The 12,566-nt window shown below is 57.9% G+C and carries 15 protein-coding genes and 1 pseudogene; 2 read left to right on the forward strand and 14 right to left on the reverse strand.

All coding sequences use genetic code 11. The annotated features are described in order from the left end of the window. Window positions 1-18: 18 nt before the first annotated feature. The 3 genes from alc to puuE all read right to left on the reverse strand — a co-directional run bounded on the left by alc (window position 19) and on the right by puuE (window position 2,539). The gene (gene alc / locus CKW16_RS14240; protein ID WP_046047508.1) at window positions 19-1,014 is read right to left on the reverse strand and encodes an allantoicase; all 996 of its coding nucleotides are present in this window, start codon (window positions 1,012-1,014) and stop codon (window positions 19-21) included. 86 nt (window positions 1,015-1,100) lie between these two features. Beyond that, window positions 1,101-1,616, reverse strand: coding sequence for a 2-oxo-4-hydroxy-4-carboxy-5-ureidoimidazoline decarboxylase (gene uraD / locus CKW16_RS14245; RefSeq protein ID WP_095128943.1), 516 nt, complete (start codon window positions 1,614-1,616; stop codon window positions 1,101-1,103). Continuing rightward, complete coding sequence (gene puuE, locus CKW16_RS14250; protein WP_008146148.1) at window positions 1,613-2,539, reverse strand: allantoinase PuuE; 927 nt, start codon at window positions 2,537-2,539, stop codon at window positions 1,613-1,615. Before puuE ends, uraD begins: the two co-directional genes overlap by 4 nt. Window positions 2,540-2,970: 431 nt before the next feature. On the opposite strand from puuE, the gene uraH reads away from it, so the two are divergent. Further along, window positions 2,971-3,324: a hydroxyisourate hydrolase gene (uraH, locus tag CKW16_RS14260; protein WP_008146146.1), complete on the forward strand. Its 354-nt coding sequence runs from the start codon at window positions 2,971-2,973 to the stop codon at window positions 3,322-3,324. A gap of 208 nt (window positions 3,325-3,532) precedes the next feature. On the opposite strand, the gene CKW16_RS14265 is transcribed toward uraH, so the two are convergent. The 3 genes from CKW16_RS14265 to CKW16_RS14275 form a co-directional block, all read right to left on the reverse strand. Then, complete coding sequence (locus CKW16_RS14265; RefSeq protein ID WP_095128945.1) at window positions 3,533-4,159, reverse strand: LysE family translocator; 627 nt, start codon at window positions 4,157-4,159, stop codon at window positions 3,533-3,535. Between the two features lie 79 nt (window positions 4,160-4,238). Beyond that, window positions 4,239-5,588, reverse strand: a complete 1,350-nt coding sequence (locus CKW16_RS14270; RefSeq protein WP_095128946.1) for an NCS2 family permease — start codon at window positions 5,586-5,588, stop codon at window positions 4,239-4,241. A 333-nt stretch (window positions 5,589-5,921) separates the two neighbouring features. Next, window positions 5,922-6,368, reverse strand: a complete 447-nt coding sequence (locus tag CKW16_RS14275; RefSeq protein WP_095128947.1) for a MarR family winged helix-turn-helix transcriptional regulator — start codon at window positions 6,366-6,368, stop codon at window positions 5,922-5,924. A gap of 81 nt (window positions 6,369-6,449) precedes the next feature. On the opposite strand from CKW16_RS14275, the gene CKW16_RS14280 reads away from it, so the two are divergent. Further along, window positions 6,450-7,616 carry a PLP-dependent aminotransferase family protein gene (locus tag CKW16_RS14280; protein WP_095128948.1) on the forward strand — a complete coding sequence of 389 codons (1,167 nt, stop codon included), beginning with the start codon at window positions 6,450-6,452 and terminating at the stop codon, window positions 7,614-7,616. Window positions 7,617-7,694: 78 nt separating this feature from the next. On the opposite strand, the gene CKW16_RS14285 is transcribed toward CKW16_RS14280, so the two are convergent. The 8 genes and pseudogenes from CKW16_RS14285 to CKW16_RS14320 form a co-directional block, all read right to left on the reverse strand. Further along, on the reverse strand, window positions 7,695-8,066 hold the full coding sequence (locus CKW16_RS14285; protein WP_046047502.1) for a glutathione S-transferase N-terminal domain-containing protein: 372 nt from the start codon (window positions 8,064-8,066) through the stop codon (window positions 7,695-7,697). 101 nt (window positions 8,067-8,167) lie between these two features. Further along, window positions 8,168-8,713 (reverse strand): GTP cyclohydrolase I FolE, encoded by a 546-nt coding sequence (gene folE / locus CKW16_RS14290; protein WP_213028761.1) that lies wholly within the window; start codon window positions 8,711-8,713, stop codon window positions 8,168-8,170. Window positions 8,714-8,735: 22 nt separating this feature from the next. Beyond that, window positions 8,736-8,978 (reverse strand): annotated as a pseudogene (locus CKW16_RS14295) (site-specific integrase); the annotation flags it as partial. 94 nt (window positions 8,979-9,072) lie between these two features. Next, the gene (locus tag CKW16_RS14300; RefSeq protein WP_095128950.1) at window positions 9,073-9,747 is read right to left on the reverse strand and encodes a polysaccharide lyase family 7 protein; all 675 of its coding nucleotides are present in this window, start codon (window positions 9,745-9,747) and stop codon (window positions 9,073-9,075) included. A 275-nt stretch (window positions 9,748-10,022) separates the two neighbouring features. Then, window positions 10,023-10,757 carry a helix-turn-helix transcriptional regulator gene (locus CKW16_RS14305; RefSeq protein ID WP_095128951.1) on the reverse strand — a complete coding sequence of 245 codons (735 nt, stop codon included), beginning with the start codon at window positions 10,755-10,757 and terminating at the stop codon, window positions 10,023-10,025. 69 nt (window positions 10,758-10,826) lie between these two features. Then, a complete protein-coding gene (locus CKW16_RS14310; protein ID WP_008146127.1) occupies window positions 10,827-11,384 on the reverse strand; it encodes a Smr/MutS family protein in 558 nt (185 codons plus the stop codon). A 75-nt stretch (window positions 11,385-11,459) separates the two neighbouring features. Continuing rightward, window positions 11,460-11,780, reverse strand: a complete 321-nt coding sequence (locus tag CKW16_RS14315) for a hypothetical protein (protein WP_095128952.1) — start codon at window positions 11,778-11,780, stop codon at window positions 11,460-11,462. Window positions 11,781-11,911: 131 nt separating this feature from the next. Then, window positions 11,912-12,502 carry a cysteine hydrolase family protein gene (locus CKW16_RS14320; RefSeq protein WP_033057146.1) on the reverse strand — a complete coding sequence of 197 codons (591 nt, stop codon included), beginning with the start codon at window positions 12,500-12,502 and terminating at the stop codon, window positions 11,912-11,914. Between the last annotated feature and the right edge of the window lie 64 nt (window positions 12,503-12,566).

Raw genomic sequence — 12,566 nt, forward strand, 5'->3', positions numbered from 1 at the left:
GGAACGATCATCGCAATTTTATTTAGCGACTTTGCCCAAAACGCGCAGGCGACTCACACCACCATCAGGGAACACGTTCAGGCGGATGTGGGTGATCGGGCCCAGCGCCTTGATCTGCTCGGCGAAGGTGTGTTCGGCGTGCATTTCCAGTTTCTGCGCCGGCAGCAATTCGCGCCAGAACAGCGATTGGGTTTCGATCTGGCTGTCGGTGCCGCCCTTCACGAAAGCGCCCTGGATCGAGCACGTGTCCGGGTAGTTGCCCTTGAAGTGCAGGGTGTCGACGATGACTTTCTCGATCTCGCCGGCATGACCCAGCGCGACGATGACCCAGTCATTGCCTGGCGTGCGACGACGTGCGGTTTCCCAGCCGTCGCCCATGTTGATGCCACGGCCCGGGTTGAGGATGTTGCTCATGCGACCGAAGTGTTCGTCGGAGCAGGCGAGGGCGCGGCCACCGTTCAGAGCTGCTGCCAAATCAACTTGCTCGTTGTCGCCGACAGCGGACCAGTCGCGGAAAGGAACACCGTAAACACGCAGACGGGCCACGCCACCATCCGGGTAGATGTTGAAGCGCAGGTGGCTGAACGCTTGGTCGTTGTTGATTTCGTGGAAGTGGTGGCTGTTGCCTTGCAGCTCGACGGCGGACAGCACTTCAGTCCACTGGGTGTTGTCGTCTGGCTCGCCCGAGGCCAGGAAGCACGCTTCCAGGGAGGCCGACGGCGGGAAGTTGCCGGTGAAGAATGAAGTGTCGATGTCCACGCCTTTGATCGAACCCGGTACGCCCAGGCGGATCACGGCGCTGTCGTAGCCTTCGAAGCGCTTGCGGCGCGACTCCCAGCCGTCCATCCACTTGCCGTTGTCATCGAACACGCCCTCCTTCCACACAGCCGGGGTCGGCTGGAACAGGCGGTTGGCATCAGCGAACCAGTCATCGGTGACCGAGATGATTTTGGTGCCCAGGCGGGCGTCGGCCAGGTTGACGAACTTCTCGAAAGGTACGGCGTAAGCTTTCATTCTTCTTGTCTGCCTTTAAATAAGTGGCTTGGGATGCTTGCAGTGCCCTGGGTGTCTTCGCGTTTTAAACACTCGGGCAAGGCTCGCTATAGGGTCAGTAATCGGAACAACGCAATCTTGTTGATCTCCGCCAGCGCGCACTTGAACTCGGTGTCTTCCGGGTTGTGAATGCGCGTTTCGAACGCCGCGAGGATCTGATGCCGGTTGCTGCCTTTTACCGCCATGATGAAGGGAAACTTGAACTTGGCTTTGTAGGCGTCGTTCAGCTCGGTGAAGCGTTGAAACTCTTCGGCCGTGCATTGGTGAATACCCGCGCCAGACTGTTCTTCAGTGCTGGCTGCGGTAAGTTGGCCCTGGACGGCGGCTTTGCCGGCCAGGTCCGGGTGAGCGTTGATCAGTGCCAATTGGCCTTCGTGATCGGCGCTCAACAGGATGTCGCTCATGCGCTGGTGCAGGGTTTCAATCTCGTCGATCGAAGCGTCCTGGCCCAGGTCGAAGGCCTTTTCGGCCACCCATGGCGAATGTTCATAAATGTCGGCGAAAGCGGCGACAAACGCGTCGCGGCTCAGGGTCGAGGGCTTCAGGGTTTGGAACTGGCTCATTTCGCGGCCCCTTGATACGGATGGGTTTCGTGCCAGTGGCGAGCGATGTCGACGCGACGGCTGAACCACACCTGTTCATGACTTTTAGCGTATTCGATAAAGCGCTTGAGCGAGGCCAGACGCGCCGGACGGCCAATCAGACGGCAGTGCAGGCCGATCGACAGCATCTTCGGCGCTTCGGCGCCTTCGGCATACAGCACGTCGAAGGCGTCTTTGAGGTATTCAAAGAAATCGTCGCCCTTGTTGAAACCCTGGACCTGGGTGAAGCGCATGTCATTGGTGTCCAGCGTGTACGGAATCACCAGGTGCGGTTTGCCGGTCGGGTTGTTCGGTTCCCAGTAGGGCAGGTCGTCGTCGTAGGTGTCGCAGTCGTAGAGGAAGCCGCCTTCTTCCATCACCAGTCGGCGAGTGTTCGGGCCGGTGCGGCCGGTGTACCAGCCCAGTGGGCGCTCGCCGGTGATTTCGGTGAGGACGCGGATCGCTTCGAGCATGTGCTCGCGTTCCTGCGCTTCGTCCATGTACTGATAGTCAATCCAGCGATAGCCGTGGCTGCAGATCTCGTGGCCGGCATCGACCATCGCGCGGATCACGTCCGGGTGACGCTGGGCGGCCATGGCCACGGCGAAGATGGTCAGCGGGATGTCGAATTCCTTGAACAGTTTCAGAACCCGCCAGACGCCGGCGCGGCTGCCATACTCGTAAAGGGATTCCATGCTCATGTTGCGCGCGCCTTGCAGCGGCTGCGCCGAGACCATTTCCGAGAGGAAGGCTTCAGATTCTTTATCGCCGTGCAGGATATTGCGCTCGCCGCCTTCTTCGTAATTGAGCACGAAGGACAAGGCGATGCGGGCATTGCCCGGCCAGTGTGGGTGAGGAGGGTTACTGCCGTAACCGATCAGGTCGCGTGGGTAGTCAGCGCTCACTGCAGTCTTCCTTCTTATTCGTTCGACTTATTCAAGGTCAGGTTTGTGTGGCGGCCTGCAGTGTGATGACAGGCTGGCGTCACAGCGATGGGCTGATTGTATACAACTTTATGTCCACTTTGTAAGCCTGTTTTTTTGCATTTTTCAAAACTGTCATCTTCACATGTTATTGCAAGAAACCTGCCTGACTGGTCAGCTAATGGATGGAAGGTCCTCTGATCCTATGGCTCAGTGGCAGATTCGCCGGGAATCCCTGAATGACGGGTATAGCGGTAAATATGTTGTTTTTATTGTGTACAATTTTTCTGAAAAGTGTCTTAATCAGTCGCTCGCCGCAGCTTTTCGTGCTCCGAATCGGTGCGGTCTCCTTTTCAACTGACTTCGGGAGGCGCGAGGTCTGACTGCTCCATGCAGGCAGGCGCGCAGAATCAATGGGACGTTTGACTACACACGTTTTGGACGCTGCACACGGTTGCCCGGGCAGCTCGATCAAGGTCGAGTTGTACCGCGTTGAAGGTTCGCAGCTGGAATTGGTCGCCACTGCGATAACCAACAGCGATGGTCGGGTCGATGCACCGCTGCTGCAAGGTGATGACTACCGTTCAGGGGTCTATCAGGTTCAGTTTCATGCGGGCGATTACTACCGCGCCCGTGGCGTTCAGCTGCCAGAACCCGCGTTCCTGGATGTGGTGGTGCTGCGGTTTGGCATCTCTGCAGAGCAGGACCACTACCACGTGCCATTGCTGATTTCGCCGTACAGCTATTCGACCTACAGAGGAAGCTAGGACTTTCCCCCCAGAATCCTGCGCAAATAGCTTCTTTGGTCTTTCGCCCGCTCACACTGCGGGCTTTTTTTTGCCTGCTGGGAAAGGTGTCGCTTGTGCTGACGCCATCGCGAGCAAGCTTTGCTCCTACAGGTTTGGTGTCGTTCCCCAGCTATGTGAACGACACCAAACCTGTAGGAGCAAAGCTTGCTCGCGATGCTTTTGCTCTTTAGCGGCTCAACAGAGACGCAGCACCGGCACCACTGAACAACCCCGCACTCACCCGGTTAAACCAGTTCTGCCCCTTGCCGCTGCGCAGGTACCGCGCCGCACCATGAGCACCCAGCCCATAAGCCAACTTGCACAGCAAATCCAGCACGGTCCAGGTGGCAATCATCACCAGCAACTGCGGCAGAAACGGTTGCTCGGCACTGAGGAACTGCGGCAGGAACGCAGCGAAGAACAAAATGTCTTTCGGGTTGCTGGCGCCCAACATGAACGCGCGCCCGAACAGTGCGCGAAAGCGTGGAACCGGCGCAGCCTGGGGCACTTCAGCGCCGTGGGAGGGCAGCCGCGATTGCTGCCAGCTCTGCCAGGCCAGGTAGAACAGGTACAGCGCCCCGACGATCTTCAGCGCGCTGAACAACTGTTCCGACGCCAGCAGCAAGGCGCCCAAACCCAGCGCCGACGCACTGAGCAAGCAGATCGACGCAATCACACCACCCAGAAACGCCGGGTAAGAACGACGCAAACCGTAATTCAGACTGTTGCTGATCATCAGCAAAGACAGTGGCCCCGGGATCAGGATTACCACCAGCGCAGCGCCGCTGAACAGCAGCCAGGTTTCCAGACTCATCACTTTCCTCCATTTGCACAAAAGCCTCACCCGACGGGGTGAGGCTGTTTTGAAACACTGCTTTTGAAGCGTAAACGGTTTACAAGAAAATGAACTTGGCGATGAAGATCGCGCAGAGCACCCACAGACTGATGGAAATTTCCTTGTACTTACCGGTGCCGGCCTTCATTACCACGTAAGTGATAAAGCCCAGCGCAATGCCGTCGGCGACCGAGAAGGTCAGGGGCATCATGATCGCGGTAACGATCGCCGGAATGCTGTCGGTCGCTTCGTCCCATTCGATGTGCGCCATACCGCCCATCATCAGCATCGCCACATAAATCAGCGCACCGGCGGTTGCGTAAGCGGGGATCATGCCAGCCAGCGGTGCGAAAAACATTGCGGCAATAAATAGCACACCTACGGTCACAGCGGTAAGACCAGTCCGACCACCAGCGGCTACACCCGCAGCACTTTCTACATAGCTGGTAACCGGCGGAACGCCGACCACCGCACCGAATACGCTGGACGCACTGTCAGCTTTCAAGGCGCGGGAGAGGTTTTCGATCTTGCCGTCGGCGTTCACCAGGCCGGCGCGCTGGGCGACGCCCATCAAGGTGCCGGCAGTGTCGAACATGTGCACGAAGAGGAAGGCCAGCACCACGCTGATCATGCTGACGTTGAATACGCCGGCGACGTCCATGGCCATCCAGGTCGGGGCCAGGCTCGGTGGAGCTGACATGATGCCCTCGTAGTGCACCAGGCCCAGGCCCCAACCGGCGAGAGTCACGGTGATGATGCTGATGAGAATCGCGCCGAACACTTTGTGGTAGCTGAGCACGGCAATCATCAGGAAGCAGATGGCAGCCAGCAGCGGGCCAGGTTCGCGCAGGGAGCCGAGCTTGATCAGGGTGGCCGGGCTGTCGACCACGATGCCCGCGGTTTTCAAGCCTATCAGCCCCAAAAACAGGCCCACACCGGCGCCCATGGCAAAGCGCAAACTGACCGGGATGCTATTGAGCAGCCATTCGCGGATCCGCGAAAAGGTCAGGAACATGAACAACACACCGGACACGAACACCGCGCCAAGGGCGGTTTCCCAGTTGTAGCCCATGGTGCCGACCACGGTGTAAGTGAAGAAGGCGTTCAGGCCCATGCCCGGCGCAAGGCCGACCGGCCAGTTGGCGTAGAGCCCCATCAACAGGCAACCCAGCGCGGCGGCGATGCAGGTGGCGACGAACGCGGCACCGTGATCGATCCCGGCGTCGGCCATGATGTTGGGGTTGACGAAGATGATGTAGGCCATGGTGATGAAGGTTGTCAGACCGGCAATCAACTCGGTCTTCACCGTGGTGCCATGCAAGCTGAGTTTGAAGATGCGCTCCAGCCAGCCATTGCGTAATGGCGGCGAGAGTTCCAGCGTCGGGGCTTCGGATTTGCGGCTTTCCACAGCGAATACTCCTCAAGAGTTTTATTGTTATTTCCAGGGCCGGACCCATGAGGGTGGCAGCGACCCTTTGAGGTACTTGCGAATTTGTTGACCGCTTGGTCAGGAACTCGCACGAAGTGGATTATGCTTTTGTATACAAATAAAGCAAATAATGTTTTTGATTTTGTAGACGAAAAGTTTGGCAATAGGGATATATCGCCTGTTCTGGCCCCTTCGCGAGCAAGCCCGCTCCCACAGGTGATCGGGTTCCTTCAGAGGAATGCGGTCGAGTGTGGGAGCGGGCTTGCTCGCGAAGAGGCCAGATCGGCCACTACAAATCCACCAAGGAAAAACTCAATCAGCAGCCATCTGACTTTTGCCTAGCGCCAGATTCACCGCCAGCCACCCATTCACCGCCGTCTCCCCAGTCTCGGCAAACACCCGCTCCAGCAATTTCACCTGCTCACGCCGTAACGACTGCTCAAACCGCGCACCATCGTCGGTCAGCTCCAGCAACCGCTTACGCTTGTCGGTCTGGGACGCGACACTGTTCACCAGATGCATTTCCACCAATTGACGCAGCGGAATGTTCAGCGCCTGCTTCGTCACCCCGAGCAATGCCAGCAACTCCTTGACGCTCAAGTTCGGGTAGCGCGCGATGAAAAACACAATGCGTTGATGCACCCGGCTCAAACCGCGCCGCTCGAGCATTTCGTCGGCCTTCGCAGTGAACGCCTGGTAACCGAAGAAAAACGCTTCCATCGCTTGTTGCTGAGTCGCGGGGTTTTTAAGGTCAAGCATATTGACGTATCCGTTCGGTCTGTCGTAATTTCGGTCAACCAGTTTGACTCATTTTCCTCAGACCTCGCTACCGGTGACCCCATGGCATTTTCCGAACGTGTCTCGCGCCTTAAAAGTTCTTTGATCCGTGAAATTCTCGCCGCCGCCCAGCGCCCGGAAGTGATGTCGTTCGCCGGCGGCTTGCCGGCCGAAGCCATGCTGCCAAAAGTCGAGTGGGCCGACATGCCGCTGTCCATGGGCCAATACGGCATGAGCGAAGGTGAGCCGGCGCTGCGTGAAGCGCTGGCAGCAGAGGCGCGGGCGCTGGGCGTACCCTGCGAGGCGAGTCAGGTGTTGGTGGTCAGCGGTTCCCAGCAAACCCTCGATCTGGCAGCCAAGCTCTATATCGACAAAGGCACCGAGATCCTGCTTGAAGCACCGACTTATCTGGCGGCGTTGCAGATTTTTCAGCTGTTCGGCGCCGACTGCATCACTGTCCCGCTGGAGGCTGATGGCCCGAACCTGGCGCAACTGCGTACTCGTCTGGAAAAACACTGTCCGGCGTTCATCTACCTAATTCCGACTTTTCAGAATCCTTCGGCTGTGCGCTACAGCGAAGCCAAGCGCGATGCCGTGGCAGCCTTGCTGGATGAGTTCTGCGTGACCTTGATCGAAGACGAGCCTTACCGCGAACTGACTTTCGACGGTGGCAGCGCCACGCCGATTGTCAGCCGCTTGAAAAAGGCCAGCTGGATCTACACCGGCACCGTGTCGAAAACCCTGTTGCCCGGATTGCGAGTAGGCTATCTGATCGCCAGTCCGGATCTCTTTCCGCACTTGCTGAAACTCAAGCAATCGGCCGACCTGCACACCAATCGCGTGGGCCAGTGGCAAGCGCTGCAGTGGATCGGCACCGACAAATTTCAGAATCACTTGAGCGAACTGCGGGACTTCTACCGGGTTCGTCGGGACGCGTTCCAGTCATCCCTGGAAACGCATTTTGCTGATTTGGCGGACTGGAACGTGCCGCAGGGCGGGCTGTTTTTCTGGCTGACACTCAAGCAGCCGCTGGACACGCGTACGTTGCTCAAGGCTGCTCTGGCAGCGGATGTGGCGTTTATGCCGGGCGAGCCGTTCTTTCCCGAACCGGACAGCAATCCGGGGCATTTGCGCCTGAACTTCAGTCACATCGACCCGGCACGGCTGGACGAAGGGCTCAAAAGGCTGGCAGCGGTGCTGCGTCAGGCCCAGGCGGCAAAAGCGGCTTGAGGCTGCTGGTGCGAAGGGTGCAAAAACAAATAAACCGGCCAATGGGCCGGTTTATTTTTATCCGAAATCTGTACGGATTCAGGCTGCCGCGAAACGCTTGTCCAGATAATCGATGATCACCTTGGACTCATACATCCAGGTCGTCTGGCCATTCTCTTCGATGCGCAGGCACGGCACCTTGATCTTGCCGCCCTGTTCCAGCAGGGTCTGGCGATCCTGTTCATTGTTCTTCGCATCGCGCAACGCCACTGGCACGTTCAAGCGGCGCAGGGTACGGCGGGTTTTCACGCAGAACGGGCAGGCGTGGAACTGATACAGGGTCAGGTCCTTGGCGGCCGTCTCGACCTGAGCCTGAGCGGCGGCAGGGCGCTGCTTTTTGCCTGGGCGGGTAATGAAGTCGATGAAGATGATCAGTTGGCCAAGGCCGACACGAAGCGCTTTAACGAACACGGTATAAGCCTCACAGGGGCAAACAGAAGGCGCGCAGCTTACCTGATTTTTCACAGGCGAAAAAAAACCGGCGATGAATGCCGGTTTTCTTCTGCTGCGAATTACTTGATCAGGCTGAGAAATTCGCTGCGGGTGGCCGCGTTTTCGCGGAACTCACCCAGCATCACCGAGGTGATCATCGACGAATTCTGTTTCTCCACACCGCGCATCATCATGCACATGTGCTTGGCCTCGATCACCACCGCAACGCCCAGGGCGCCGGTGACTTGCTGGACCGCATCGGCGATCTGGCGGCTGAGGTTTTCCTGGATCTGCAGGCGGCGGGCGTACATATCGACGATCCGCGCGACTTTCGACAGGCCCAATACCTTGCCGCTCGGGATGTAGGCGACGTGAGCCTTGCCGATAAACGGCAGCAGGTGGTGTTCGCACAACGAGTAGAGCTCGATGTCCTTCACCAGCACCATTTCGCTGTTGTCGGAGCTGAACAAGGCACCGTTGGTGACCTCTTCCAGTGTCTGTTCATAACCGCGGCAGAGGTACTGCATGGCTTTGGCGGCACGTTTTGGCGTGTCGAGCAGGCCCTCGCGGGAGGCGTCCTCGCCCAATTGGCCGAGAATCGCGGTGTAGTTCTGTTCCAGTGTCACAGAGGCTGATTCCATAAGGGTTTCAGAGGGGTACTGTTTCTGTCTGTACCAATTGTGTACCAATCAAGCTCTTTTCAATCTTCCCGGGCTCACCCCAGTCTGTGCTGGCGTTGATCCATCGGGTGTAGGTCGATAGCAACATCTGAACGCTATGACCGAGCTGAGTGGCAATAATCGCAGGGTTCATCCCCGACATGAGGCACATGGTAGCGTATGTGTGCCGGCAGTTGTATTGCCGGCGGGCGCGAATCCCCAAATCGGTCATTTCGGGTTTGCGCATCCCGCTACACCCTGTCGCCAAGGTGCAGCAGTGATGCTTCCCTGAAGCCTGTCTTGCTCATCAGGCCGAGCAGGTCGTATCAGCCGTGAGTGATCGACAGATCGCTGATGATGCAGATAGAACCGTCTAGCGGGTCGGTGGTGTCGGAGTAATCGATCTGGTTGTACACGCCACCGTGAAAGGCGAGAGTTTTCGTGTCCCAGGTGTTGTCGAGACGCATGATCGCGGAAGTGGATTTGACGCCGTTACAACTAGCCGATACAGAGACGGCGCCGCTCGAATTGGCGTGAATGTTTATTTTGAAAAGTGCTCCGAGCGGCACGTTCTCCAACACCGTCGAGTTGACCGGATCGTCCTGGAGGTAGCTTGACCGGAACCCCATGGTGATTTTTCCTTTGTTCCAGAACACCTTTACCGGAGGTCGTTCTGAACCCTTCACATGAATCTGGCCAATCACGACTTTCTGCAGCGAGTTGACCTTCGTCAGTCGCATTTCCTGTCGATTCCAGTGGTCCGCTGCGCTGGAGAACAGCCAGTAACCTGGCTCCTTCCACTCGCAGCGGGTTCGTAGCGTGCTCTTGCTCGAGGCTCCAAGTGTCGGCGCCGTCATCTGCAGCGAACCATCTTCAAGCATTGAGATGACGTCGGGGCATTCGATCAGTGCGCGCCAGCCGATGAGCTCAAGCGCAATCGGGTTGGTGTCGGAGATTGGAAGCGGGGTAGCGATGGTGAAGTTGCTGATGTCTACAGTCATGGTTTTTGCCTCAGTCCATTGATGTCGCGTTTTGCTCTGGTGAGCCTTGCGTTTGATGCAGGCCTACATCCCACTGCCCACTCAGTGAATGGGCAGAAGTGATGCCTGGCAGCTTCCGATCGATTTCCCGTTGGTTTGGATATAAATATGGGTGTTCCCATATTTTGTGTCAATGGGTATTCCCATATTTTATTCCGTGCCTATATTCCAGGTACAAAAAAAGCCCGCGCTTGGCGGGCTTCACATGGATGGGCGTCGAATCACCGCAACTCAGTTCACCGCGAATACATCGCCCACCAAAAGACATGACCCAGGATCGCAATCTGCTGCTCCTGAATCTCAGCGAACGTGTAGTCCTCGTCCGGATGCTCGTCACGGTTGAAGCTGCGTAGGCGGATTCCACTGGGCAGTCGGTAGACCTGTTTCACGCGGAGCTGGCCGTTGTGGTTGATCGCGTACATTTCGCCGTCGACGATGTCGCCCAGCGAGTTCTTTCCGACGTTCATGCCAACCGTAGCGCCGTCGCGCAGTACCGGGAGCATGCTGTTTCCGCTCACCACCACGCACTTGGCGTTGTTGAACTGCACGTTGTTGTGACGCAGGTCTTTCTTGAAGAAACGTAGTCTGGCGCTGTCGTTTTCTGCGATCACGAAACGGCCTGAGCCGGCCGCCAGCTCAACTTCACGCAGGAAGGGGACATAAACCTCATCGTCATCCAGGGGCGTGCTGTCGTCCCAAGGCTGGATGTCTGACATTGAAATGCCTGGAGGGATGCGATTCAACGGAGCAGCATCGGACACCCCTTTAAGCATGTCACCGACACCTTCAGCCAGCCACATCGATGAAACGCCACACACTGAAGCGATCTGGGCAGCAAAGGCTGTTGCCTTCGATTTCCCGCGCTCGAGGTCGGAGATTGAGGTTTGCGTCAGGCCTGCGCGCTCGGCAAGCTCGGTCTGATTGAGCTTGGCGTGTTGGCGGGCTGCTTTGAGTCGTTCTTTAAATTCCATCTGCGAAGTATTACGGGAGCTCCCATATCATTGCAAATCGTTATCCCGATAATTTGCCAGGCGACCGCTTTATTCGTCGCGACCTTCCATCATGGTCCGTTTGAGCATCACATAAACCGCTCCGGCACCGCCGTGTTTCGCTTGGCACGAGGTGAAGCCGAGCACTTGTGAATGTTGGCGCAGCCAGGTGTTGACGTGGCTTTTGATCATCGGACGCTTGCCGTCCAGACGCACAGCCTTGCCATGGGTGACGCGCACGCAGCGGATTTCGAATTTGGTCGCTTCGGCCAGAAACGCCCAGAGGGTTTCCCGGGCCTTTTCCACGCTCATGCCATGGAGGTCGAGGCTGCCTTCGAACGGAATCTGTCCGATCTTGAGCTTGCGCATCTGGCTTTCCTGAACACCGTCACGCGCCCACATCAGCTCGTCTTCCGGGCCAACATCGATAACGAACTGATCGGACAGCCCGTCAACGGTGGTGGCATCGGTGCGCACGGTGGCGGCCTGACGCAACTTGGCGATTTGCGCGCGGTCAGCTTTGGGTTTGCCGGTTTCGGCGCGATCGTGTTTGATCGGCTTGACGCCTTGGATCGCGCTTTTGAACAGGGAAAAATCGTCGTCTTGCATGTCAGCCTCCGCGAAGGGCGGCCAGTTTACCCAACTCGAGGCGAATGCGGCGCGAGAAAACGCGCAGCACTCGGCTCAGTCGTGCTTTTTCATCAAATGCGGGGAGATGTTCAGTTCTTGCGACTGCCGCGAGCGGCGACGGCAGCGACGCCACAGCCACACGCCGAGGTACAGCACGAACAGGCCAATCGCCAGAACCACTGCCGAACCGACCCGGTTGGTGTTCAACTCGCCCAGGGCGGGCGCGTGGCCAAGCAGGCTGGCTATGCCTGCCATCGCCAGCAACACACCGCTCATCGACAGCAAGGCAGCAAATGCCGCGCCGATTCGAAAACGCCAGTTGCGTTGGCCTTTGGGCCGCAAGCGGCGAGCGTCAAAACCATCGGATAACTTCATTCCGACCTTCCTCAATGGGTATCGGCCCTTCGACCGGGAGTTGACCGGGATGTTCCTGAGGCTAAGACAATTACAGCAAATGATAGGCTTTTGCGGATGAGCGGCGGCATGGACCGCTCATCGAGCGTTGATCAGATCAGTTCGTGAGTCAGTGCGAGGGTGGCAAAGTTGTCCGCCATGATCGCCATTTCGGTCTGCTGAACGTGGTCTGCGCTCAATACGCCGCCCTTGTAAGGCAGGTCGCGAGTTGCGCAGGCGTCTTCCACCAGCGTGCAACGAAAGCCCAGGTTCTTCGCGGCGCGCACCGTGGTGCTGACGCTGGAGTGGCTCATGAAACCGCACACGATCAGGTCCAGCGAGCCGAGATTCTGCAGGCGTTCCAGCAGTTCGGTGCCGTGGAACGCACTCGGTAGCAATTTACCGATGATGGTTTCGTCGCCCTGTGGTTCCAGGCCCGGGATGAACTCACCGCGCTCACCTTGTGGATCGAACAGCCCACCGACGGTGCCGAGGTGGCGGACATGGACGATCGGCCGGCCGGCTGCACGGGCAGCGGCCACCAGTTGCTTGATGTTCGCGACGGCAGCATCCATGCCGATCAGGGCCAACGGGCCGCTGAGGTATTCTTTCTGGGCATCGATGATGACAAGGGTCGCATGGCTCAGAACGGCTGCTGCATAACCGCGGCCGCTGAGTTGAAACATCGTTTTTGGAACGGACATTCTGGGGCTCCTTCGAGTGGGGCTTTTGCGACATTGTCCTCTGGCTGAGCGCTTCTGTGAATCG

This window comes from Pseudomonas sp. Irchel s3h14 (assembly GCF_900187425.1).
Classification (GTDB): Bacteria; Pseudomonadota; Gammaproteobacteria; order Pseudomonadales; family Pseudomonadaceae; genus Aquipseudomonas.

Coding starts and splice junctions, on each gene's coding strand:
- alc (WP_046047508.1), bottom strand. CDS start 1,014: ATGAAAGCTTACGCCGTACCTTTCGAGAAGTTCGTCAACCTGGCCGAC.
- uraD (WP_095128943.1), bottom strand. CDS start 1,616: ATGAGCCAGTTCCAAACCCTGAAGCCCTCGACCCTGAGCCGCGACGCG.
- uraH (WP_008146146.1), top strand. CDS start 2,971: ATGGGACGTTTGACTACACACGTTTTGGACGCTGCACACGGTTGCCCG.
- CKW16_RS14265 (WP_095128945.1), bottom strand. CDS start 4,159: ATGAGTCTGGAAACCTGGCTGCTGTTCAGCGGCGCTGCGCTGGTGGTA.
- CKW16_RS14275 (WP_095128947.1), bottom strand. CDS start 6,368: ATGCTTGACCTTAAAAACCCCGCGACTCAGCAACAAGCGATGGAAGCG.
- CKW16_RS14280 (WP_095128948.1), top strand. CDS start 6,450: ATGGCATTTTCCGAACGTGTCTCGCGCCTTAAAAGTTCTTTGATCCGT.
- CKW16_RS14300 (WP_095128950.1), bottom strand. CDS start 9,747: ATGACTGTAGACATCAGCAACTTCACCATCGCTACCCCGCTTCCAATC.
- CKW16_RS14305 (WP_095128951.1), bottom strand. CDS start 10,757: ATGGAATTTAAAGAACGACTCAAAGCAGCCCGCCAACACGCCAAGCTC.
- CKW16_RS14310 (WP_008146127.1), bottom strand. CDS start 11,384: ATGCAAGACGACGATTTTTCCCTGTTCAAAAGCGCGATCCAAGGCGTC.
- CKW16_RS14315 (WP_095128952.1), bottom strand. CDS start 11,780: ATGAAGTTATCCGATGGTTTTGACGCTCGCCGCTTGCGGCCCAAAGGC.
- CKW16_RS14320 (WP_033057146.1), bottom strand. CDS start 12,502: ATGTCCGTTCCAAAAACGATGTTTCAACTCAGCGGCCGCGGTTATGCA.